At 72.3% G+C, this 22456-nt stretch carries 16 protein-coding genes and 1 pseudogene; 12 read left to right on the top strand and 5 right to left on the bottom strand.

Annotated features, from left to right (window positions below; all coding sequences use genetic code 11):
- The first annotated feature begins 196 nt into the window (after positions 1 to 196).
- Complete coding sequence (locus tag CRP49_RS12415) at positions 197 to 979, top strand: hypothetical protein (RefSeq protein ID WP_097253424.1); 783 nt, start codon at positions 197 to 199, stop codon at positions 977 to 979.
- Positions 980 to 1007: 28 nt separating this feature from the next.
- On the opposite strand, the gene CRP49_RS12420 is transcribed toward CRP49_RS12415, so the two are convergent.
- A complete protein-coding gene (locus CRP49_RS12420) occupies positions 1008 to 2351 on the bottom strand; it encodes a helix-turn-helix transcriptional regulator (protein WP_097257323.1) in 1344 nt (447 codons plus the stop codon).
- A gap of 271 nt (positions 2352 to 2622) precedes the next feature.
- Positions 2623 to 3244 (bottom strand): annotated as a pseudogene (locus tag CRP49_RS49095) (hypothetical protein).
- Between the two features lie 280 nt (positions 3245 to 3524).
- On the opposite strand from CRP49_RS49095, the gene CRP49_RS12430 reads away from it, so the two are divergent.
- From CRP49_RS12430 to CRP49_RS12445, 4 genes are all read left to right on the top strand, one after another.
- Complete coding sequence (locus tag CRP49_RS12430) at positions 3525 to 5096, top strand: LCP family protein (RefSeq protein ID WP_257033379.1); 1572 nt, start codon at positions 3525 to 3527, stop codon at positions 5094 to 5096.
- 13 nt (positions 5097 to 5109) lie between these two features.
- Positions 5110 to 5595, top strand: coding sequence for an NPP1 family protein (locus CRP49_RS12435; RefSeq protein WP_097253426.1), 486 nt, complete (start codon positions 5110 to 5112; stop codon positions 5593 to 5595).
- 68 nt (positions 5596 to 5663) lie between these two features.
- Positions 5664 to 6905 carry an amidohydrolase gene (locus tag CRP49_RS12440; RefSeq protein ID WP_097253427.1) on the top strand — a complete coding sequence of 414 codons (1242 nt, stop codon included), beginning with the start codon at positions 5664 to 5666 and terminating at the stop codon, positions 6903 to 6905.
- 125 nt (positions 6906 to 7030) lie between these two features.
- Positions 7031 to 8998, top strand: coding sequence for a YncE family protein (locus tag CRP49_RS12445; RefSeq protein ID WP_373560344.1), 1968 nt, complete (start codon positions 7031 to 7033; stop codon positions 8996 to 8998).
- Positions 8999 to 9019: 21 nt separating this feature from the next.
- On the opposite strand, the gene CRP49_RS12450 is transcribed toward CRP49_RS12445, so the two are convergent.
- Together CRP49_RS12450 and CRP49_RS12455 are read right to left on the bottom strand one after the other, a co-directional pair.
- The gene (locus CRP49_RS12450) at positions 9020 to 10078 is read right to left on the bottom strand and encodes a hypothetical protein (RefSeq protein WP_097253429.1); all 1059 of its coding nucleotides are present in this window, start codon (positions 10076 to 10078) and stop codon (positions 9020 to 9022) included.
- A 64-nt stretch (positions 10079 to 10142) separates the two neighbouring features.
- Positions 10143 to 11360, bottom strand: a complete 1218-nt coding sequence (locus tag CRP49_RS12455; protein WP_179851593.1) for a PP2C family protein-serine/threonine phosphatase — start codon at positions 11358 to 11360, stop codon at positions 10143 to 10145.
- A 92-nt stretch (positions 11361 to 11452) separates the two neighbouring features.
- Here CRP49_RS12455 and CRP49_RS12460 point away from each other — a divergent pair, with 92 nt between their 5' ends.
- Both CRP49_RS12460 and CRP49_RS12465 read left to right on the top strand, forming a co-directional pair.
- A complete protein-coding gene (locus CRP49_RS12460) occupies positions 11453 to 11899 on the top strand; it encodes a hypothetical protein (RefSeq protein WP_097253431.1) in 447 nt (148 codons plus the stop codon).
- Between the two features lie 231 nt (positions 11900 to 12130).
- Positions 12131 to 13072, top strand: a complete 942-nt coding sequence (locus CRP49_RS12465) for a hypothetical protein (RefSeq protein ID WP_097253432.1) — start codon at positions 12131 to 12133, stop codon at positions 13070 to 13072.
- A gap of 371 nt (positions 13073 to 13443) precedes the next feature.
- Here CRP49_RS12465 and CRP49_RS12475 read toward each other — a convergent pair whose 3' ends face one another.
- A complete protein-coding gene (locus tag CRP49_RS12475) occupies positions 13444 to 14772 on the bottom strand; it encodes a PLP-dependent aminotransferase family protein (RefSeq protein ID WP_097257324.1) in 1329 nt (442 codons plus the stop codon).
- 90 nt (positions 14773 to 14862) lie between these two features.
- Here CRP49_RS12475 and CRP49_RS12480 point away from each other — a divergent pair, with 90 nt between their 5' ends.
- The 5 genes from CRP49_RS12480 (at position 14863) to metG (ending at position 22382) form a co-directional block, all read left to right on the top strand.
- A complete protein-coding gene (locus CRP49_RS12480) occupies positions 14863 to 15663 on the top strand; it encodes an alpha/beta fold hydrolase (RefSeq protein WP_097253433.1) in 801 nt (266 codons plus the stop codon).
- A 10-nt stretch (positions 15664 to 15673) separates the two neighbouring features.
- Entirely contained in the window at positions 15674 to 16633 is a 960-nt protein-coding gene (locus CRP49_RS12485; protein WP_097253434.1) for an endonuclease/exonuclease/phosphatase family protein, read from the top strand.
- A 38-nt stretch (positions 16634 to 16671) separates the two neighbouring features.
- Positions 16672 to 18609 carry an FUSC family protein gene (locus CRP49_RS12490; protein WP_097253435.1) on the top strand — a complete coding sequence of 646 codons (1938 nt, stop codon included), beginning with the start codon at positions 16672 to 16674 and terminating at the stop codon, positions 18607 to 18609.
- Positions 18610 to 18732: 123 nt separating this feature from the next.
- Positions 18733 to 20529, top strand: coding sequence for a VWA domain-containing protein (locus tag CRP49_RS12495; RefSeq protein WP_097253436.1), 1797 nt, complete (start codon positions 18733 to 18735; stop codon positions 20527 to 20529).
- Positions 20530 to 20666: 137 nt separating this feature from the next.
- Positions 20667 to 22382 carry a methionine--tRNA ligase gene (gene metG / locus CRP49_RS12500; RefSeq protein WP_097253437.1) on the top strand — a complete coding sequence of 572 codons (1716 nt, stop codon included), beginning with the start codon at positions 20667 to 20669 and terminating at the stop codon, positions 22380 to 22382.
- The last annotated feature ends 74 nt before the right edge of the window (positions 22383 to 22456 follow it).

Raw genomic sequence — 22456 nt, forward strand, 5'->3', positions numbered from 1 at the left:
CTGTGGAAGCACTGCTGGGAACACTGCTGGACGCGCTGCATGAGACGACCGTAGTGGCGGCCCCGGCCGAAGGCCACGGATTTTCCCCGGACCCCTCACCCGGACGGCCCGGAGCGCTGGTGGGCAGGTCGTGGCGATGGTGCCGTGAGAGGAGGAACCTCCACCCCCACCTGCCCCGCCAGGGAGGCACCCCCAGATGACCGCCGCCATACGCCCCCACGTCCTCCCTCTCGCCGCACTCGCCACCGGCCTTCTCACCCTCACCGGCTGCGCGGCCCTCGGCCTGGAACGCCCGCCGTCCGCGCACCAGCCCCTCCCCACCGTCGACAAGCCCTCCCCCGCGGCGAAGCCCTCGCCCCGGGCCGACGGATCCACGCTCACCGACGACCAGGCCCGGGCCGCGCTCATCACGGAGACCGACCTCGGCGCCCCCTGGTCCGCGACGCGCGGGGCGGCCACCTGGCGCGACGCCCTGCTGAAGGCGTCCACCACGGCCGGGGAGTGCCAGCACCTGCTCGACGCCCTCTACACCGACGAACTCCTCGGCGCCCCCGCCCGGGTCGCCGTGGGTCTCGACGACGCCGACACCGACGCCCAGCTCCGCTACCAGATCGGCGCCCGTCGCCCGTCGGACGTCGACGCCGCGCTGAAGTGGCTGCAGACGATGCCGGTCCAGTGCGCCCGGTTCACGGCCACCACGGAGAACGGCCTGATCGAGGACGTCCAGGTCGAGGACGCCCCGCTGCCGGAGGTCGGCGACGTGCGCCAGGGTCTGCACGTCACCGTCGCCACCACGACGTCCGACGAGCAGGATGTCTTCCTGACGATGGACGTGGCCGCCGTCCGCATCGGCGAGGACGCCTTCGCCCTCACCAACGCCGGCCTGGGCGACGTCCCGAACGACGCGACCCAACTGGCGGTCCAGATCGGCGCGCTGCGCCTGGCGGACGTACGGAAGCAGGGGCGGGTCGAGGTGTGAAGGAGGCCTGCGGCTCATCGGCCGCTGCTCACAGCGGCGGCTGTGCCGGGGCCGGGCCCAGGGTCGTGGTGCCGGGGGCCGTGCGGTGGCCGAGGCCGGTGCGGTAGGCGTCCAGGGCCGCTTCTACGCGGCCGGTGCGGCGCAGGAGGTCGCCGAGGAGGCGGCACAGGTCGGCCAGGTCACCGGCCGCGCCGGCGCGTTCCAGGAGGCTGAGGGCGCGGACGTAGTGCTCCTCGGCGGCCTCGGTGTCGCGGGCGTCCTCGGCGATGATGCCGAGGAGGCGGTGTGCGGCGGCGGCGTGGACGGCGCCGCGTTCGGAGGAGAGGTCGCCGAGGACGCCGTTGAGGAGGTCGGCGGCTTCGGCCGACTTGCCGCGGCGGTGGAGGACGTCGGCGAGTTCGACGGCTGCCTGGCTGCGGTAGAGGGCGGCCCGGGTCTGGGCGAGCATGGTGAGCGCCTGGCGCAGCTCGGCCTCGGCCCGGTCCAGGTCGCCGTTCTGGGCGCAGACGTAGCCGCGCATCCAGTGGCAGTTGGCGAGTTCGGTGCGCAGCTGGAGCTGGCGGTACAGCTCGGCCGCCTTGGCGAGGGAGGCGTCGGCCTCGGCGACCCGGCCCTCGGCGAGCAGGGTGCGGGCGACCGAGCGGTGCATCCGGGCGATGAGTGCCGGGTCGGCGGCCTGCGGGGCCAGGGCCAGCGCGAACTCGGCGGCCTGGGCGGCGCGGGCGTGGGCGCCCATGTCCATGTAGGGGCCGATGGCGCTGGCGTAGAGGAGCAGCAGGGCGTCGGGGTCGTGCAGGCCGCCGCGGTTGAGTTCGTCGAGGGTGGATTCCAGGAGGTAGACGGCGTAACGGAGTTCGCCGGCGAGGTAGTGGGCGATCGCGCGGCCGCGGACGGCCGGGACGCGGCTGGGGAGGGTCTCCGCCGCGAGGCGGTGCTCGGCCTGCTCGAAGTGGTCGCGGGCCTGGGTCAGCTCGCCCGTTTGCAGGGCGCATTCGCCCAGTCCCAGCAGGGCGGTGGCCTGCTCGGTGGTCAGGCCGTGCGTCTCCGCCTCCGTGAGCAGTGCGGCGTACTGGCCTGCCGCCTCCTCCGCCTTGCCGTCGGCGAGGGTGCGCTGGGCCTCGGTGAGCCGCAGCCGGAGGGCGGTGGCGAGGTGGGCGGGCCGGCCGACGGCCAGCTCCTCGAAGGCGACGCCGAGACGGTCCGCGATGTGCCGCAGCGCCTCGTCGGAGGCGCGGACCCGGCCCGCCTCCAAGGTGGAGATGTAGGCGGGTGTGTACGCCGGTTCCGCCAACTGGCGTTGCGTCAGGCCGCGTTCGGTGCGCAATTGCTGTACGCGCCGGCCGACGACTTCCGGATCGTCCCGTTCCCGCATCTGCGGCACCCCCAACTCCCCTGGGACCCCTTGCCGTTCGGCTCCGACAGCCTCTAGGTTAAACGGCGGATTAAGCATGCTTAACACGTCGCTGTTGTTGCGAGGTCGTCGTGCTCGGTCGTACTTCCACCCCATACGAACGCCCCACCGCACGGTACTTGAGGGGGGTGGCCGCAGCCGTCCTCGCCGTAGCGGCCCTGATCACGGCGGCGAACGCGGGCCCGGCACGGGCGGCGGACCAGACACGGCAGACGGCATCCGTACAGCACGGCTAGGGCCGCGCGGGGCCTTTCAGACACCGCACACCTACCCGGTACGGCACATCACGCACGTACGTCCGCCACTGCTCCCGCGTCAGACCGCCGCCTCCCGCCCGCGCACACCGACGCGACCGCCCGCGACGGAGCGATCGTGTACCGCTGGAGCGGCACGTGCGCGCTCCCCGCGTACAGCGTGCCGCTGTCGGCGCCGAAGGCCACGGTGTCGATCTCCTCGCCGGGCGTCGTCAGGAGACCGCCCAGCGGCTGCTGCGTGGCGATGTCCCACAGCTGCAGGCTCCCCGCCTCGCCGCCCACCGCGAGCGTCCCGGACGCGCCGAACACCACCGCGAACCGGTGATCGCACACCAGGCGCCGCAACTCCTCCACCAGCCGGTCGCGGCCGAAGAACAGCGCGTGGTCGTCCGGCTCGAACCGGGCAAGGCCCCGGTACGGGGGTGCGGTCTCGTCCGACACGGCGGCCGCCTGGGACAGCGTGGTCGCGGAGAAGCCCGCGCTCTCGGCCATGACCCGGTACGACGGGCTCCCCGCGGCCCTGCGCAGCTCCCGCAGTTCGTGTGCGAGGCGCTGGACGGGACCGGCGCCGGGATCGACGGGTCGCTCGGGACGCCCCATGACCTCACCTGCCTCGGGCTCGCTTGCTGTGGCTGTCCTACGGGCCTGCGGTGAAGTCAACGTAAAGTCCGGACAAACGGCCGGGCGGCGGCTTCGCGGAACCGAAGACCGAGCAGAACTGCCAAAGAAATCAGGGCAGTTCGTCAACCCCGGAGAAGGTTGTACGCGAGTGGCATATCTCACCACTCACCCCTGCATAGACGGCCGCGCCGTTAATGTGTGCGATCCGGTGCAGCCGTGACGAGGTCAGATGCGCTTCGTCCGGGCGGGAGGGTGGGGAATGACGCTGGACGCGGAGGCGCGGCCGAAGAACCGGGGGCGGCACGGCGGTGGCGGCGGCCGCAGACGCGGCGGCGCCGAACCGGACGCACCGCGCCCGGGGCGCCGGATACTGCGCTGGACGGCGGCCACCCTGGCCGTCGTCATACTCGGCACCGCGGGCGCGGGCTACCTCTATTACGAGCACCTCAACGCCAACATCAAGAAGGCCAAGCGGAACCTGGGCGACTCGGACGTGCCCGAGGCCACCCCGAACGCCGCCGGCCAGACGCCGCTGAACATCCTGATGATCGGCTCGGACAGCCGGAACACCGCGAAGGACCTGAAGCTCGGCGGGTCCAAGGCCGACGTGGGCCGCCCGCCGCTCGCGGACGTGCAGATGCTCCTGCACGTCTCGGCCGACCGCAGCAACATGTCCGTGATCAGCCTCCCGCGCGACACGATGATCCCGATCCCCAAGTGCAGCACCGACGAGAAGAAGTACGAGGCGCTCTCGCTGGCCATGGCGAACGAGTCGCTCGGCCGCGGCGGCCCGGGGTGCACCGTCGCCACCTGGCAGAGCCTCACCAAGATCCACATCGACCACTTCATGATGGTCGACTTCTCCGGCGTGGTCGACATGGCGGACGCCATCGGCGGCGTCCCGGTCTGCGTCCGGCAGAACGTCTACTCGCACACCTCCAACGGCCACGGCTCGGGCCTGAAGCTGAAGGCGGGCACCCACCCGGTCAAGGGCGAGCAGGCCCTGCAGTGGCTGCGCACCCGGTACGGCTTCGAGGACGGCACCGACGTCGCCCGCACCCACGCCCAGCACATGTACATGAACTCGATGGTCCGTCAGTTGCGCGCGAACGCGACGCTGGGCAACCCCACCGAGATGCGCCGGCTCGCGGAGGCCGCGACGAAGGCACTCACGGTCGACGACGGCCTCGGCACGGTCAAGAAGCTGTACGACCTCTCCCAGGAACTGCAGAAGGTCCCGACCAAGCGCATCACGATGACGACGCTGCCCACCGTGGAGTGGTCGCAGGACATCAACCGTCTTGTGCCCGCCACCGAGGACGCCGACCAGCTCATCTCCATGGTCCGCGACGACACCCCGCTGGACGGCCGCGGCGCCAAGCACAAGACGGAGCAGACGTCGAAGGACCCCGCGGCCCCGGCCGGCACCCTCGCGGTCCAGGTCCGCAACGGCACCGGGACGACCGCCCAGGCCCCGACACCCCAGCGGGCGAGCGCGGTCGCCCAGGTCCTGCAGGCCAAGGGGTTCACCCAGGCCAAGTCGGACATCACCGCCGCCACCGAGGCCAAGACCCTCCTCCTCTACCCCAGCGCCGACCTGGAGGGCGACGCCCAGGCCGTGGCCAAGGCGCTCGGCGTCCCCCTGAGCCAGGTGCGCAGGTCGACCGACGTCTCGGGCGTCACCCTGATCGTCGGCGCGGACTGGCGCACCGGCGACACCTACCCGAAGACCAAGAGCCCGACCAAGGCACCCGATTCGGCGGCTGTGCTGCCCGGGGACAAGGAGGACGCGTGCATGGAGGTGCAGAAGGGATTCACGTGGGAGGAGTGACTGGGGTACCGGCATGTCCCAGGCAGTCAGAAGGAGCGCGCTCGTCGCGGTCAGTGCCGCCGCGCTGACCCTCGCCCTCACGGGGAGCGCCTCCGCGGGTCCCAACCTGACGAACCTGCCCGAGAGCGCGACCTCGTTCCAGAAGGCGTTCCAGCCCTACTTCGACTACGACTCCGACGGCTGCTTCCCCGCGACCGCCATCGACATGTGGGGCAACCTGAACGGCGGCCTGAAGCCGACCGGTTCGCTCGGCGGCGGCTGCCGCACCGACCACCTGGGCAACGCCAACACCTACTCACGGGCCAAGTGCAACAACGGCTGGTGCGGGATCATCTACGCCCTGTACTTCGAGAAGGACCAGGCCGACCCCAGCGGCAGCGGCATCGGCGGCCACCGGGGCGGCCACGCCAACTTCCCGATCCAGGACTCCAAGTTCAACGACACCCTGAACAAGGCCAAGCCATCCGGCATCCCGTTCAACCCCTACGGCGCCGGCTGAGCCCGCCACACCGGCGGCCCCCGGCGAGGCACTCCCCCCTGCCCCGCCGGGGGCCTACCCTTGCCCCCGTGACCTCTCCCGCGGCGCGCACCGCTCTGGATCTCACCGACGGGCTCCCGGTCCCGGACCTGGAGGACTTCTACCGCGACCTGCACCGTCATCCCGAGCTGTCGCTGGAGGAGCACCGCACCGCCGGGAAGCTCGCCGGGCGGCTCAAGGAGGCCGGGTTCGAGACGGCCGAGGGGATCGGCGGGACCGGGGTCGCGGGGGTGCTGCGCAACGGCGACGGGCCGACGGTGCTGCTGCGCGCCGACCTGGACGCGCTGCCGGTCAAGGAGGAGACCGGGCTGCCGTACGCCTCCGAGGCGGACGGGGTGATGCACGCCTGCGGGCACGACCTGCACGTCACCTGGCTGGCGGGCGCGGCCGGGGCGCTGGCGGCCGGGCGGGAGACCTGGAACGGCACCCTGCTGGTGGTGGGCCAGCCCGCCGAGGAGACCGGGCAGGGCGCGGCCCGGATGGTCGCCGACGGGCTGTACGAGCGCTTCGGGCGCCCGGACGTGCTGCTCGGGCAGCACGCGGCCCCGGGACCGGCGGGCCTGTACCCGCACGCGCCGGGCCTGATCATGTCGGCGTCGACGGACGTGGACATCGTGGTGCACGGCCGGGGCGGCCACGGTTCGCGGCCCGAGTCGACCGTGGACCCGGTGGTGACCGCCGCCTACCTGGTCACCCGGCTGCAGACGGTCGTCTCCCGGGAGCTGGCCGCCCGCGAGGCCGCGGTGCTGACCGTGGGCCGTATCGAGGCGGGCACCCGGCACAACATCATCCCGTCCGAGGCGCGCATCGAGCTGAACCTGCGCACCCAGTCGGCGGAGGTGCGCGAGCGGATGCTGGCCGCGATCCGGCGGATCGCGCAGGGCGAGTGTCTGGCCGCCGGCTGCCCGCGCGAGCCCGAGATCACCCTCGGCAACACCTTCCCGGAGACGGTCAACGACGTCGGCACGGACACCTCGGTGGCCGCCGTGCACCGCGAGGTCTTCGGCGCGGCCGCGGTGTTCGACCCGGGCCCGGCGATGGGCAGCGAGGACTTCCCGCAGCTGGCGCTGGGCTCGATCCCGTACTCGTACTGGTTCGTGACGACCACGCCGGCCGAGGTGTGGGAACAGGCGCCGGGCGCGAGCTTCCCGGAGAAGTTCTCGGCCGTGCCGAGCAACCACAGCCCCCGCTTCGCGCCCGACCTGTCCACAGTTGCCCCGGGTGTGCGGACCCTGGTGTCGGGGGCGCTCGCCTTTTTGTCAGTGGCATGACTTAGTCTTCGCGGCCTAGTCTTCGCTCATCCGCCACGCACGGCACACAGGGGGCTCACACAACAGCCGTGCCGCGTGGCGCTCACCTCACTCATTCGTTCCGGGGGGTTCGAATCAGCGTGCGTATGCGCACCCTCACGACTGCCACCACCCTGGCGGTCCTCTTCAGCTCGGCGGCGCTCGCCGCCACTCCGGCGTCCGCCGACACCAGCAAGGCCCTGCCGGTCAAGCAGACCGCCGACATCGTGGTCGACGGGGTCCACCAGCAGGTCTTCGTCAGCGACCCGAGCAACGGCAAGATCGTCGTCACCGACTACGCCGGCAATGTCGTCAAGCAGCTCACCACCAATCTGACCGGCGTCAGCGGCCTCGAACTGTCCGCCGACTCCGGCACGCTCTACGCGGCCGTACCGGGGCTCGACGCCATCGCGGTCATCGACACCGCCACCGACACCGAGACCACCCGGTACGACGTCGGTGCCGACCAGCCGCGCAGCGTCGCCCTCGCGGGCGGCAAGCTGTGGTTCGGTTACGGCGGTTCCGCCGCGGGCAACATCGGTTCCGTCGACCTCGCGAGCGAGCAGCACGAGGTCACCCTGGGCCTGGACAGCGACTGGTACAGCGCGCCGATCCTGGACGCGGCACCCGGCTCGAACGTCCTGGTCGGGGCGCAGACCGGCGACAGCTCCGGCAAGGTCGTCTCGTACGACGTCACGTCCGGCACGCCGAACCGGCTCGCCGCCACCAGCGCCGGCGAGAACACGAAGGACATCGCCGTCACGCCGAACGGCCAGGACGTCGTCGTGGCCAGCGGATACCCGTACCAGCACCCGGTGTTCAAGACCGCCGACCTCACGGCGGACGGCAGCTACGCCAGCGACACCTACCCGAACGCCGTGGCCGTCGCCCCGGACGGGACGGTCGCGGCGGGCGTCGACGGCTGGTACAACCCGGACATCTTCGTCTACAAGCCGGGTGCCACCACGTCGGTGCGCGAGTACGACTTCCCCAACACGGGCCACACCAGCGGTTCCGACGAACTCGCCGACTCCGCCCTCGCCTGGTCGCCGGACGCCTCCCGCCTGTTCGCGGTGTCGTACAACAGCGACGGCGTCTACACCCTGCGCGTCCTCCAGGGGCCCACCCTCGCGGCCACCACGGTCACCGTGGACGCCCCGGCCAGCGCGGCCCGCGCCAAGCAGCTCACCGTCAAGGGCAAGGTCACCTCCAAGGTGGCCCTCCCGGCCGGCACCGAGCTGACCGTCACCCGCACCGACCTGGAGTCCCCGAACGGCAAGTCGCTGCCCTCGGTGGCCACCAAGGCCGACGGCACCTTCTCCTTCACCGACACCCCGCCGGCCGGCGGCAAGGTGAAGTACAAGGTGGCCTTCGCGGGCGACGCCGAGCACGCGGCGGGCTCCGGCACCGACACCGTGGACGTCTCCCGCGCCAAGCCGACGCTGACGGTCAACAACAACGGCAAGGTCTACTCCTACGGCAAGGACGTGAAGTTCACGGCCCACCTGGGGACGACCTACAAGAACCGTACGGTGGAGATCTGGGCCGACCCGTTCGGCTCCGACAAGCCGAACAAGCTGGTGAAGTCCGGGAAGGTCAACTCCGACGGCAACCTGTCGGTCTGGCTGGACCTGAAGCGGGACACCAAGGTCACCGCGAAGTTCGCGGGCGACTCCCGCTACCAGCCCCGGTCGGCCTCCAGCACGGTCGGCGCCAAGGTGAGCGTGTCCACCTCGGTCAGCAACCACTACAAGGCGAAGAGTGCGTGGGGCCACACGTACTACTTCTTCCACAAGACGAAGAACCCGCTGATCACGACGAAGATGCCGTACTTCCCGGGCCGTCAGCAGAAGTTCGAGTTCGAGGTGTACTACCAGGGCCGGTGGTACCCCGGCGACCCCGCGTACTTCAAGCTGGGCACGGACGGTGTGTCCCGGGTGCAGATCACCGGCGACCACGGCGAGGACGTCGGCTGGCGCTTCCGGGTCCGCTCGTCGTACATCAACGGCTCGTCCGGTGACACCGTGAACTCCACGACGCACGGCGCCTGGAAGTACTTCACCTTCACCAGCTGAGGCCGCTGCCGGCCAAGGCCGCTACCGGGCCGCCTGGAGCTGCCGCAGGTGCCGCTGGACGTTCTCCAGCGCGCCCTGCCGGCGGCCCGGCACCCGGAACCTCAACTCAGCGAGCGCGGGCCCGAGTTCACGGGCCCGCGCCGCGTCCTTGATACGCCCCCACTGGTGATGGGCCCGGTCCACGGCCGCCTCCACGGCAGGCGCGTCCACCGCCTGCCCCGCGGCCAGCCGCACCCCCGCCACCCGCAACCAGGCCCGGCAGCTGCCTACCGTGTCCCCCGCGAACATCGCGAGATCGGCGCGGACTTCGGCCCAGTGCAGGGCTTCGTCGGAGGCGGGCCCATAGCCACGTACGGCCGCCTGCTCATGCTGGGCGGCGAGGGCATCGGCGTCGATGTGCCGCCCGGCCTGGACGGCGGCGCTGATGGCGGCGTGGGGGTCACCACTCGGTCGAGGTGCGGCGGTGAGCAGGATGTTCGTCGGTGCCTCGTCGGCGATCCGGGCCAGCGCCTGTTGGTGCAACTGCTCCAACGGCGGCCGGTGTCCGCTACGCAAAAGCGTCGCCACCGCCTTCATGTACGACGGCTCGGCCAGACCCCGCCGACCGGAGGGGGGTGCGATACGGCCGTACACCGCGCTGGTGCGGCCCGAGTCGAGCGGCCGCTGGGCGAGGTGCTGCCAGGTCTCGGCGTCCGCGTGCAGGTCGACGAAGAGCGCCGTGCTCCCCGCGGAGCGCAGCCGCAGCTCCTCCCTGATCCAGTGCCACGGCAGGGCCGTGTAGCGGACGGTGGCCGGGGTGGTGCGGGCCAGGGCCAGGTGGGGCTGGTGCTGGCGGCGGTCCAGGTGGAGTTGCCCGGTGATGTACACGGTGAGCGGTCCGGGTGCGGCCGCGGCGGCGCGCAGCCGGGTGAGGACCGCCTGTGGTTCCAGCGGGTCCGCGAGTTCGACCACGTTCGCGGTGTCGGTGCCGGACAGCACGGCGGGGGCGACCGCGGCCAGCACGGGCAGCACCCCGGCCGCGTCCACCAGACGCCCCCGGCCCAGCGGCGAGGCCGCGAGCAGCAGCACGGTTCCGGGCATCGTCCCTCCCCTGTCGATCGCCCTACAGCCAGCACCGTAACCGCTGCGGCTGCAAAGGAGCGTCTCAGGACTGCAAACGTCCCTGTACGGGGTCTTCGCCCGCCGCCCGCCGGACGGCGAAGACCGTGGTGTCGTCGCCCAGGTGGCCGCCGCTGTGCCGCAGCACGCCGTCCCGGACCCGGCGCACCAGCCGCCGCGGCTCGGCCCGTCCCGGGTCGGCCTCGACCGCCCGGGCCACCTCCCGGGCCAGCGGGTAGAACTCCCCGGCGCCGTCGCGCGCCTCGGTCACCCCGTCGGTCACCATGAGCAGGGTCTCCTCGCACCCCAGCGGCACCCGGTGCAGCGGCGGGCGCTCGGCCACGAGGTCGCCGAGCCCGAGCGGCAGGCCGTCGCCGGAGGGCAGGGTGCGCACCCCCTGGGGCCCGACGGCGAGCGGGGGCTCGTGCCCGAAGTTGATCAGCTCGATCGTGCCCGGGGTGTCCTCGGGGAAGCCGAGCAGGACGGCGGTGGCGAAGCGGTCGCCGTCGTCCCGGCCGAGCGCGGTGGTGTGCCGACGGTGCCGCACCATGCGCACCTCGAGACGTTCGGCGACGGTCGTCAGGTCCGCCTCGTGGTAGCCGGCCTCCCGGAAGGTGCCGAGCAGCGCGGCCGCCGTCTCCACCGCGCCCAGGCCCTTGCCCTGCACGTCCCCGACGAGGACGCGGGTGCCGTGCGGGCCCGGCTGGATGTCGTAGAAGTCGCCGCCGACCCGGGCGTCGACGTCCGCGGCCAGGTACACGCCCGCCTGCTTCAGGCCCGCCCAGACCGGCGGCAGCGGGCGCAGCACGGTACGGCGGGTGGTCTCGGCGATGTCCTGGATGTGCAGCATCTGCCGTTCCCTGCGCACCCGCACGGCGGAGGCCAGCACGCCGAGGGCACCGCCGAGGGCGACCAGGACGAAGTCGGCGAGTCCGGCCTGGTACGCGCCCGGCCAGAGGCTGTCCACGACGACGTACGTCACCAGCGACAGCACGGCGAAGGCGGCCGTCCCCCACACCCCGCAGATCGCGGAGGCGATGCCGGGGACCAGGACGATCCAGGAGACGATCCGGAACCGCTCGGTGGTGTTGATGTCCACCAGCACGATGCCGACGAGCAGCAGCAGGGGCGGCACCCAGGCGATGCTCCGGCCGCGGATCCGCAGCAACTGCCGCCGGCGCCGGTACTCCAGGTCCGTCACGGCGGGCAGCCCTCCAGGTCCGTCACAGGGATTCAGCGAAACACGGGAACATACGGGCCGCATCCGGGCACCCGTCACTCTTCCGGCCGACTTGCCAGGGCGTACCGGCAGGTGTGCTCTGGTAGGCGGGGGCGAGGAGAGAGAGGAGCGCTCTCATGGCGCAAGCGGCACCGGTGACCGGCGGCATGACCCGAGCCGGCCGTACTCCCGACGTTTTCAGCGAGCGCACCCACGCGGTCGCCAAGTACGCCGTTCCGATCGTGCTCGGGCTCATCTACGGGTACTGGGCCGCGGCCAACACCCGCTACGGCGGACCCATCACCGGCTGGAACCTGCTGTTCGGCTTCGTGACCGCGATCGTGTTCGCGGCCGTCTGGATGGCTCTGGCCGCCCTCACCCCGCGCCTGTCGCGCGAGCTGCACGCGGCGCTGTGGGCCGCCTTCACGGGCATCTCGATCGGCTTCCTGTACAGCCTGAGCGGCCGCGGCCACTCCATCCTGGGGTCCGCGGGCATGGGCGTGGCGTTCGCCGTGGTCGTGTTCGGCGTGCTGTTCTACCGCTACTACACGCACGAGGACGCGGAAGGACACCGCATCCGCTGAGCAGCCACGCATGCGGGACGCGCGTGGGCCCCGGCCGGAGACCGGCCGGGGCCCACGCACTCCCCTGTATCTCCCTCCTCACCAGCACCAGGAAACACCCGTTCGGACGAACCCTCCACCGGAGAGCGGGATCATCTGCTCCGCCAGGGGGCGCGGCCGTTCGGCTTGACTTTTCCCCCGAATGCAGGCGTACCGGTCGCCCCCCGGGCCCCGCGGGCCTTGCCTGGAAGCGTGCCCCCACGCCTCAGGAGCGCCCTGTCGGCCGTACTGATCGCCCTGTCCTGCCTCCTCGTGCCGTTCGGCGCGCTGGCCGCCTGGGCGTCGTACGGGCTCGCCGACACGGGCCGGTACGTCACCACGATGGCCCCGCTCGCCGCCGACCCGGATGTGCGGGAAGCCGTGGCCAAGACGGTCGGGGACGGCATCCTGCGCGAGGTGGACCAGCGGATGGACGTCCGCGGGGTGCGGGGCTCGGTCGCTCCGTTCGTGCACGACGCGGTGCGCTCCTTCACCCAGACCCGTGCCTTCCGGCTGGCCTGGAACACCGGCAACCGGGTCACGCACGACGCGATCCTGCGCGCCCTGCGCGCGGAGGACCCGGCCGAGGAGGCGGGCGAGCGCCCGGTCACCGTGGACCTCGCCCCCGTCACCGCCCAGGTCAAGCAGCAGCTCACCCACGACCACATTCCGCTCGCCGCCCGTATCCCGGTGGAGCACATCGCGGTCCCCGTGCTCCAGGCGGGCGAGGTGGGCCGGCTCAGGAAGGGATTCCACGTGCTCGAAGTCGCCGGCTTCTGGCTCCCGGTCGCGGCCGTCGTCTTCGCCGTCACCGGGATCGCCCTGGCCGTCCACCGCCGCCGCGCCGTCACGGCAACAGCCCTGGGCACGGCCCTGGGCGGCGCCCTCCTCATCCTCGCCCTCACCCTCGGCCGCACCCTCACCCTCGCCGGCCTACCCGCCGACGTCCCCCACCCGGCCGCGGCCGCGATCTACGACGCCCTGACCGCCACCCTGCGCACGACCTCCTGGCTCCTACTGGCCCTGGGCCTCACGGTGGCCCTGACAGCCCGGCTGACCTGCCGCCTGCACCTACCGCGCCCCACCCGTCGCCGCCGGGACTCCACGGCCTCCACGCCGACCCAGCCACCGACGCCTACCCGAGCCCGAGCCTGAGCCCGCGACCGCGACCGCGACCGCGACCGCCCGAGCCTGAGCCCGCGATCGCCCGAGCCCGCGACCGCCCGAGCCCGAGCCTCAGCCCGCGACCGCCCGAGCCCGAGCCCGAGCTTCGCCATCGAGCCGAGCCCGTGATCGAGCTTCGCCATCGAGCCGAGCCCGTGATCGAGCCGAGCCCGCCGTCGAGCCGGAGCCGCCGACGGCCGAGGCGCACGACCCGCAAGCCGCCGACGGCGAGGACGCCCCACCGGGGCCACCCGCACCCGACGACGAAAGTGGTACGGGTGGTGCGGGTGGGAACGAAATCCCCGCCGAAGGCGAAGCCGAGGCGGAACCGCAGCCGCAGGCAACCGCCGAGGCGGCCCGGCCTACCCACCCCGCGCAACCCCGCCAAGGACCCGCAACGCCCGCCCCAGCTCACCCTCCGGCACCGACGCCAGCCCAACCCTGACCGCATCCGCCGTACGACTCGCCCCGACAGAGAACGCCGTACCCGGAGTGACGGCAATCCCCCGCGCCCACGCAGCCGCCGTGAACGTGTCCGCCCGCCACGGCGCAGGCAGCTCCCACCAGGCAAAGTACGCCGCCGGATCGGACCGCACGGCAAACCCGTCCAACTCCTCCGCAACCACCCGCTGCCGCCGCCCCGCATCCCCCCGCTTCGCCTCCACCAACCGCCCCACGGTCCCGTCCAAGATCCACCGCACAGCCGCCTCCAGTGCGAAGGACCCCGCACTCCATCCCCCGGACCGAATGGCCCGAGCCACCGCCTCGACCCGCTCCCCCGGTACGAGGACGAACCCCACGGTGAGCCCCGGCGCAACCCGCTTGGACAGCCCGTCGACAAGGTGAACAAGCCCCGGCGCGAGCGCGGCGAGCGGAGGTTCGCCACCGCGGTGCAGAAAGGACCAGATCCGGTCCTCCACGACCGGTATCCCCAGGCTGTGGATGACCTCGACCAGCCGCACCCGCCGCTCCGCGCCCAGCGTCAGCGAGGTCGGATTGTGCAGCGTCGGCTGGAGATAGAGCGCGGACAGGGGAGCGGCACGGTGAGCCGCCACGACGGACTCGGCGACCACCCCCTCCTCGTCCACCGCGAGCGGCACGAGGACGATCCCGAGCCGCCCCGCGATCTCCTTGACCAGCGGATACGTCAACGGCTCGACCCCGACCCGCCCACCCGGCCGCACCAGGGACGCAAGGGTCGCGGCAATGGCCTGGCGCGCGTTCCCGGTGAACAGAACCCGCTCGGGGTCGGCCCGCAGCCCACCCCCGCCCAGCAACCCCGCAACCGCTTCCCGCGCCGCCGCCGTACCCGCGGCCGGCGCGGGCCGCAGCGCCTCCCCCAGCGCGTCCGGCCGCAGCAGGGCCGCAAGGGCGGGAGCCAACAGCTCCGACTGCCCGGGCGCGGAGGGGTAGTTCAACTCCAGGTTCACGGGTACGGCCCCCGCCACCTCGGTCAGCGCACGCCCCGGCTGCGCGTCGACCTCACTGGCCCGGACGAACGTCCCACGCCCGACCTCGCCCACCACCAGCCCGCGGCGGACGAGTTCGCCGTACACCCGCCCCGCCGTCGACGCGGCGATCCCGTGCCGCCGCGCGAACGCCCGCTGCGGCGGCAGCCGCTGCCCCGGCCGGAGCCGCCCGCCGCTGATGTCACCGGCGATCCGGTCGGCGATACGCCGGTAGTCGTCCACAAGTCCCCCCCACCACACCGCCACATCACATTGCACCGAGGGCAAAGATTTTATTGCACCGAGGAGTTGGAGCTGCCTAGGGTCGATCACATGAGCCCCTTCCTCGCATACGAGGACAAGGGGGATAAGGGAGACACCGATGTCTCCTCCCGCGTCCCCCTCGTCCTCGTCCACGGCCACCCCTTCGACCGCACCATGTGGGCCCCGCAGCTGACCGCGTTCTCCACCGGCCGCCGGGTGATCGCCCCCGACCTGCGCGGCTACGGCTCCTCCCCCGTGACCCCCGGCACCGTCCCGCTCGCCCGCCACGCCCAGGACATCGAGGAACTGCTGGACTTCCTGGGAGTGGACTCCTTCGTGCTGGCCGGGCTGTCGATGGGCGGCCAGATCGCCATGGAGTGCTACGACCGCTTCGGCGACCGCGTCCGGGGCCTGGTCCTCGCCGACACCTTCCCCGACCCCGAGACACCCGAGGGCAGGCGGGGCCGACGCGCCATGGCCGACCGGCTGCTCGCCGAGGGCCTGCGCGGCTACGCCGAAGAGGTCCTGGAGAAGATGGTCGCCCCGTACGCCGACCCCGAGGTCAAGGCCCACGTCCACCGCATGATGACGGCCACCGCCCCCGAGGGCGCCGCGGCCTCCCTGCGCGGCCGCGCCGAACGCCCCGACTACCGGCCCCTGTTGACCAGGGTCACCGCGCCCGCGCTGGTCGTCGTCGGCGCCGACGACACCTACACCCCGGTGGCGGACGCGGAGGCGATGCACGCGGCACTGCCCGACTCCGTCCTGCACGTCGTGGCGGGCGCGGCCCACATGCCGAACCTGGAGCGGGCGGAGGAGTTCAACGAGGTGTTGGGCGAATTCCTGACCGAGGTCGACGCACGCTCGTAGTCTCGGAGGCGTGACACATGGCCCTGGGCGCGGACTGGGTTCCTGGTCGGCCGGACTGCTCCTCGCCGGGGTGAGCGTGGTCGTCGGCTGCCGGGTGGCCGGCACCGACGGCATCACGCCCGTGCCGCAGCTGCTCGCCTTCCTGCCCTGGCTGCTCGTGCCGACCGCCCTCGCCCTGCTGTGCGCGCTGCTGGCCCGCTGGTGGCCGGGGCTGGTGTGGGGAGTCGTCGTACTGGGGCTGCTGGCCTGGTACCTGGATCCGTACGGGAAGACCACGGAACCCGGCGGCCCGCCTCTCGCCGCCCTCCGCGTGCTGACCTCGAACGTCGAGTTCGGGCGCGGCACCCCCGCCCTGGTCCCGCAGATCCGCCGCAACCGCCCCGACCTCGTCTTCGTCGAGGAGTGCGAGTACACCTGCCAGGCCACACTGGAACGGGACTTCGCCCGCGCCTACCCGCACCGGCAGGCCGTGGTCGCGGGCGGCTCCCGCGGCTCCCTCATCCTCAGCCGCTTCCCGCTGAAGGGCACGGCCGGCGCCCCCGGCACGATGGGCATGCCCGGCGCCGTGGCCGACGTACGCGGCCACGCCGTCCGCGTCCAGCTCGCCCACCCCATGCCCCCGCTCCCCGGCCAGGTCGGCCTCTGGCAGCGGGAACTCGGCCGGCTCCGCGCCTTCGCCGCCACCGACCCCCACACCCCCACCATCCTCGCCGGCGACTTCAACGCGTCCCAGGACCACGCGGCCTTCCGCCGCATCCTGGACGCCGGCCTGAGCGACGCCGCCCGCCTCGCCGGCCACGACCGCACCGCCAGCTGGCCCGCCCGCACGTCCTCCGTCATCGGCGCCCAGATCGACCACGTCCTGCTCTCCTCCCCGGACTTCTCCGCGACCGACGCCCGCTTCCTGCGCCTGACCGGCACCGACCACCGCGCACTCGTCGTCGACATCACGCTCCACCAGCGCGGATGACCCCGGGCGGGCCGGATCGAAGCGGTCATAATGGGCGCATGTCCCGCGAGTTCCCCATCGGCCTCACCCCTCCCGACTGGCTGGTCCGGAACCTCCAACCCCACCGCGCCCCCCTCAACTGGCCCGCCATGGTCCGGGCCGCACTCGCGATGGCGCTCCCCCTGGCGATCGGGCTCGCGGCCGGGCAGCCGACGTACGGCGCGCTCGCCTCCATGGGCGCCCTGTCCGGCGTCATCAGCGACACCGCCGACGCCTACCGCATGCGCATCCTCAACATCGCGGTCCCGCAGCTCTTCGGCGCGGTGGGCATCACCGTGGGCTCCCTGGTGTACGGCCAGGGGTGGTACGCGGTGGCCGCCGTCACCGCCGTCGCCCTGCTGTCCGGAATGATCTCGACGATCGGCGCGGTGTCCTCCGTATCCGGACTCCTGCTGCTCCTGAACGCCGTGGTCGGCGCGGGACTTCCGCTCCCCGGCCCCTGGTGGCTGCCCGCGGCCCTGACGGCCGGCGGCGGCCTCCTCGTCCTCGCCCTGGCGCTGCTCGCCTGGCCGCTGCGGGCCGGGGTGCCGGAGCGCGCGTCGGTCGCGGCCGCCTACCGCACGGTGGCCGACCTGCTGGCCGCCTGCGGCGACCCGGACCGCTACGTCACCACCCGCTTCGACGTCACCCAGTCCCTCAACCAGGCCTACGACCTCGTCCTCGCCCACCGCGCCCGCCACCACGGCCGCAGCCGCGAACTCACCCGCCTCCTCGCCCAGTTGAACGCGATCACCCCGGTGGTCGAGGCGGCCCCCGCCGTCCACCTCACCGGCCGCCCGCTCCCGCCGGAGGTCCCGGAGGCGGTCCGCCACCTGGCCGAGGCCATCGAAACCGGCTACACCGGCCCGATACCCCTGCCACCCCTCCCCACCACCACGGAGACCACACGGGCCGTCGCCCACGCCCTGCGCCACACGGCCGAGGTCGTCATGTCCCCCGACGTGGACCCCCGGGGAATCGACGACCGCCTGGGCCGCCCGGCCGCCCTGAGCATCCGCACGGCCCGCGCCGCCCGCAACGTGGTCCTCTCCGCGAACTCCTGGAGCTACGGCCTGCGCCTGGCGGTATGCATCGGCATCGCCCAGGCCCTGGTCTCCCTCGTCCCCGTCCCCCGCTCCTACTGGGTGGCCCTGACCATCACCTTCGTCCTCAAGCCCGACTTCGGTTCGGTGTTCTCGCGGGCGCTGCTGCGGGCGCTGGGCACGGTGGCGGGCCTGGTGATCGCGGCGGCGGTACTGGCAGAGGTCCCGCCAGGCTGGTGGGACGTCCCGGCGATGCTCCTGCTCGCCCCCCTGATCCCAGCCCTCACCCCCAGGGGCTACGGCTACCAAACGGCAGCGATCACCCCGGTGATCCTCCTCCTCTCCGACATCCTGAACCACAAGGGCACGGCCCTCCTGTTCCCCCGCCTCCTGGACTCCCTCATGGGCTGCGCGATCGCCCTGATCGCGGGCTACCTGCTCTGGCCGGAGAGCTGGCACACCCGGGTCGGCGACCGCCTGGCGGACGCGGTGGCCGACACCGCGGCCTACGTCGAGGCGGCATTCGGCCAGGACACCGACCCCGCCGCCCGCGCCCGCATGCGCCGCCGCCTCTACCGCGACCTCTCGACCATCCGCACGGAGTTCCAGCGGGCCCTGACGGAACCCCCGCCGACCGGCCGCCGCGCGGCGGCCTGGTGGCCCCTGGTGGTCGCGGTCGAACGCATCGTGGACGCGACGACCGCGGCACGGGTCCGGGTGCGACACGGGGCGCCACCACCATCACCAGCAGAGATCTCCCAAGTGACCCTTCAACTGAGGGAGTTGTCGGAGGGCGTACGAGAGGCGGAAACACTCGTGTCGGTCCGCACGGACCTCACCGGCCCGCCGGGGAGCGTCCTGGAGCCCCTCCGCCAGGAGGTGGCGGCGGCGCGGGCGATCGCGTCGCCACACTGACATGCGGTCGAGACTCGGCTGAGACTCGCCCCTCCCCAAGATTGCAATCCAAGGCCGCTAACCTTACGTGTCCGTCCTGGCCAGGGATTAAACGGGCATCAACTCACGCGAAGGGTTGCGCACATGGGCATTCTCACTCTCCTGCGGAACGCGTTCGGCCGGTCACGCAAAGCGCGTGCCGCCGAGGCAGAGGGTGCGGAACACGTTCCTTCGCAGGAGCAGCACCAGGAGCCGGCACCGATCCCCTCCCCGGCCACCGAGCCGACCCCCACCCCCACCCCCGAAATCCCCGAGCCCCGCTCCGCGTCTCCGGACGAACACGAACTGGTCTCGGCAGCCTTCAACAACGTGACGGTCCCGAACCCGACAGACCCGACCACCGAGCCGGTGGCCGAGGCTGTGGCGGAGCCCGTCGCCGAGGCCGAGCCGGCGGCAGAGGTCGAGCCTGTGGTGGAGCCGGCCGCCGAGGCTGTGGCTGAGCCGGTGACGGAGGCCGTCGCCGAGGCCAAGCCGGTCGCGGAACCGATCGCCGAGGCCGAACCGGTCGCCGAACCGGTGGCGGAGCCCCTTGCAGAGGTCGAGCCGGTGGCCGAGCCCGTCACCGAGATCGATCCGGTGGCCGAGCCCGAGCCCACGGCGGAACCGGTGGCGGAGCCCGTCGCCGAGGCCGAACCGGTGGCGGACCCCGTGGCCGAGCCCGTCGCCGAGGCCGAACCGGTGGCGGACCCCGTGGCCGAGCCCGTCGCCGAGGCCGAACCGGTGGCGGACCCCGTGGCCGAGCCCGTCGCCGAGGCCGAACCGGTGGCGGACCCCGTGGCCGAGCCCGTCGCCGAGGCCGAACCGGTGGCCGAGCCCGAGCCGACCACGGAACCCGTCGCCGAGGCCGAGCCCGTGGCGGAGCCGGCGGCCGAGACCGCTCCGGAGCCTGAGCCCGAGCCGGTGATCGAAGCCGAACCGGTGGCAGAGGCTGCACCGGAACCCGAGCCCGTCGCAGAGGCCACCCCGGAGCCTGAGGCAGAGCCCGAGCCCGCCGTCGAGCCGGAGCCGGCGGCCGCCGAAGGCGAAGCCGAGGCGAAGGCCGCGAACGACGACCCGCAAGCCGCCGACGGCGAGGACGCCCCGCAGGGGGCACCCGCACCCGACAACGAAAGCAGCACGGGTGGTGCGGGTGGGAACGAGACCGCCGAAGGCGAAGCCGAGGCGGAACCGCAGCTCCAGCCGGAGGCAACCACCGAGGCGGAACCGGCCAAGCTCACCCCGGCCACCCCCCTCACCCGCGTAAAGTCCCGCACCCCCTCCCTCACCACCGCCTACAAGGCAGCCACCACCACCCTCAAGAACACCAACCTCACCGGCACCCGAGCGAAGCTCTACCTCGTGCTCGACCGCTCCGCGAGCATGCGCCCGTACTACAAGGACGGCTCCGCCCAGGCCCTCGCCGACCAGACCCTCGCCCTCGCCGCCCACCTCGACCCCGAGGCCACGGTCCACGTCGTCTTCTTCTCCACGGAGGTCGACGGCACCACCGACCTCACCCTCACCCCGGACCACGAGACCAAGATCGACGACGTCCACGCCGGCCTCGGCCGCATGGGCCGTACCAGCTACCACGCCGCCGTGGAAGCCGTACTCACCCACCACGAGAAGACCGCGGACACCACCCCCGCCCTGGTGATCTTCCAGACGGACGGCGCCCCCGACGCGAAGACCCCCGCCACCCAGTCCCTCACCGAGGCCGCGAAGAACCACCCCTCCGTGTTCTTCTCCTTCGTCGCCTTCGGCGAGCACGACAACAAGGCCTTCGACTACCTCCGCAAACTGAAGACCGACAACACGTCCTTCTTCCACGCGGGCCCGACCCCGCGCGAGCTGACGGACACGGAGCTGTACGAGGGCGTACTGGCCAACTGGCGCCCGTAACCACTCGTAACTCTCCGCAACCCTCCGCACCCCCATGCCGCCCGCTTCTCACCCCGTAAAACGGGAAGCGGGCGGCATACACACGTCGGCTACGATTTCAAGGTTCGTAAAACACCCCGACCTGGGAGCAGCCCGCGATGGCTCGACACCTCATCACCAGCGCCCTTCCGTACATCAACGGGATCAAGCACCTGGGCAACATGGTGGGGTCCATGCTCCCGGCGGACGTGTACTCCCGTTACCTCCGCCAGCGCGGCCACGAGGTCCTGTACATCTGCGCGACCGACGAGCACGGCACCCCTGCCGAGCTGGCCGCCAAGGAGCAGGGCCTCCCGGTGGACGAGTTCTGCGCCCAGGCGCACGACGCGCAGAAGGCGGTCTACGACGGCTTCGCGCTGGCCTTCGACTACTTCGGCCGCAGCTCCTCCGCGGAGAACCGGGACATCACCCAGCACTTCGCCCGCAAGCTCAACGAGAACGGCTTCATCGAAGAGCGCGCCATCCGCCAGGTGTACTCGCCCACCGACGGCCGCTTCCTCCCGGACCGCTACGTCGAGGGCACCTGCCCCCACTGCGGCTACGACAAGGCCCGCGGCGACCAGTGCGAGAACTGCACCCGCGTCCTCGACCCGACGGACCTGATCAACCCCCGCTCGGCGATCTCGGGCTCCACGGACCTGGAGGTCCGCGAGACCAAGCACCTCTTCCTGCTCCAGTCCAAGCTGGAGAACGAGGTCCGCGAGTGGGTGGCCCGCCACGACAGGGACTGGCCGCAGCTGGCCTCCTCCATCGCCCACAAGTGGCTGACCGAGGGCCTGCACGACCGCGCGATCACCCGTGACCTGGACTGGGGCGTCCCGGTCCCCGCGGACACCTGGCCCGAGCTGGCGGCCGAGGGCAAGGTCTTCTACGTCTGGTTCGACGCCCCGATCGAGTACCTCGGCGCGACCAAGGAGTGGTCCGACCAGGACCCGGAGAACCGCGACTGGAAGTCCTGGTGGTACGACGTCGACACCGACGTCCGCTACACGCAGTTCATGGCCAAGGACAACGTCCCGTTCCACACGGTGATGTTCCCGGCCACCGAGCTGGGCGTGCGCGAGCCGTGGAAGAAGGTCGACTTCGTCAAGGCCTTCAACTGGCTGACGTACTACGGCGGCAAGTTCTCCACCTCGCAGAAGCGGGGCGTCTTCACCGACCAGGCCCTGGAGATCCTCCCCGCCGACTACTGGCGCTACTTCCTGATCGCCAACGCGCCCGAGTCCGACGACTCGTCCTTCACCTGGGAGCACTTCACGGCCACGGTGAACAAGGACCTGGCCGACACCCTCGGCAACTTCGTCAACCGTGTCCTGTCCTTCTCGAAGAAGCGCTTCGGCGAGGAGGTCCCGGCGGGCGGCGAGCCCGGCGAGGCGGAGGCGAAGCTGGGCGAAGAGATCGCGCGCCTGCTCGCGGAGTACGAGGAGCACATGGAGGCCCTCCAGTTCCGCAAGGCTGCCGCCGCGCTGCGCGCCCTGTGGTCGGCCGGCAACTCCTACCTGGAGGAGAAGGCCCCCTGGCTGGAGATCAAGACCGACAAGGACGGCGCGGCCCTCACCCTGCGCACGGCGATGAACCTGATCCACCTCTACTCGGTGGTCTCGGAGCCCTTCATCCCGGCGACGGCGGCCACCATGCGCCAGGCCTTCTCGCTGCAGGACGACACCGCGACCTGGGCCACCCCGGAGACGGCGAAGTCCCTCACCTCCGTCCCCGCCGGCACCCCCTTCACGGTCCCCCCGGTCCTCTTCGCCAAGCTGACGGACGAGGACCTGGAGACCTACAAGGAGCGCTTCGGCGGCGAAGCCGGCTGAGCCGAGCCACCCGGCCAAGGGGCGGAACCGATCCGGTTCCGCCCCTTTCGGCGTGAAAGGGCCTGTCACACAGG

The sequence above is a fragment of the Streptomyces sp. Ag109_G2-15 genome, from assembly GCF_900215565.1.
GTDB lineage: Bacteria > Actinomycetota > Actinomycetes > Streptomycetales > Streptomycetaceae > Streptomyces > Streptomyces diastatochromogenes.

Bases quoted from the DNA above. Each gene is read 5' to 3' on its own strand.
- CRP49_RS12430 (WP_257033379.1), top strand. From the start codon at position 3,525: ATGACGCTGGACGCGGAGGCGCGGCCGAAGAACCGGGGGCGGCACGGC.
- CRP49_RS12450 (WP_097253429.1), bottom strand. From the start codon at position 10,078: ATGCCCGGAACCGTGCTGCTGCTCGCGGCCTCGCCGCTGGGCCGGGGG.
- CRP49_RS12455 (WP_179851593.1), bottom strand. From the start codon at position 11,360: ATGCGGCCCGTATGTTCCCGTGTTTCGCTGAATCCCTGTGACGGACCT.
- CRP49_RS12480 (WP_097253433.1), top strand. From the start codon at position 14,863: ATGAGCCCCTTCCTCGCATACGAGGACAAGGGGGATAAGGGAGACACC.
- CRP49_RS12495 (WP_097253436.1), top strand. From the start codon at position 18,733: ATGGGCATTCTCACTCTCCTGCGGAACGCGTTCGGCCGGTCACGCAAA.
- CRP49_RS12445 (WP_373560344.1), top strand. From the start codon at position 7,031: ATGCGCACCCTCACGACTGCCACCACCCTGGCGGTCCTCTTCAGCTCG.
- CRP49_RS12490 (WP_097253435.1), top strand. From the start codon at position 16,672: ATGTCCCGCGAGTTCCCCATCGGCCTCACCCCTCCCGACTGGCTGGTC.
- CRP49_RS12420 (WP_097257323.1), bottom strand. From the start codon at position 2,351: ATGCGGGAACGGGACGATCCGGAAGTCGTCGGCCGGCGCGTACAGCAA.
- CRP49_RS12435 (WP_097253426.1), top strand. From the start codon at position 5,110: ATGTCCCAGGCAGTCAGAAGGAGCGCGCTCGTCGCGGTCAGTGCCGCC.
- CRP49_RS12415 (WP_097253424.1), top strand. From the start codon at position 197: ATGACCGCCGCCATACGCCCCCACGTCCTCCCTCTCGCCGCACTCGCC.
- metG (WP_097253437.1), top strand. From the start codon at position 20,667: ATGGCTCGACACCTCATCACCAGCGCCCTTCCGTACATCAACGGGATC.
- CRP49_RS12460 (WP_097253431.1), top strand. From the start codon at position 11,453: ATGGCGCAAGCGGCACCGGTGACCGGCGGCATGACCCGAGCCGGCCGT.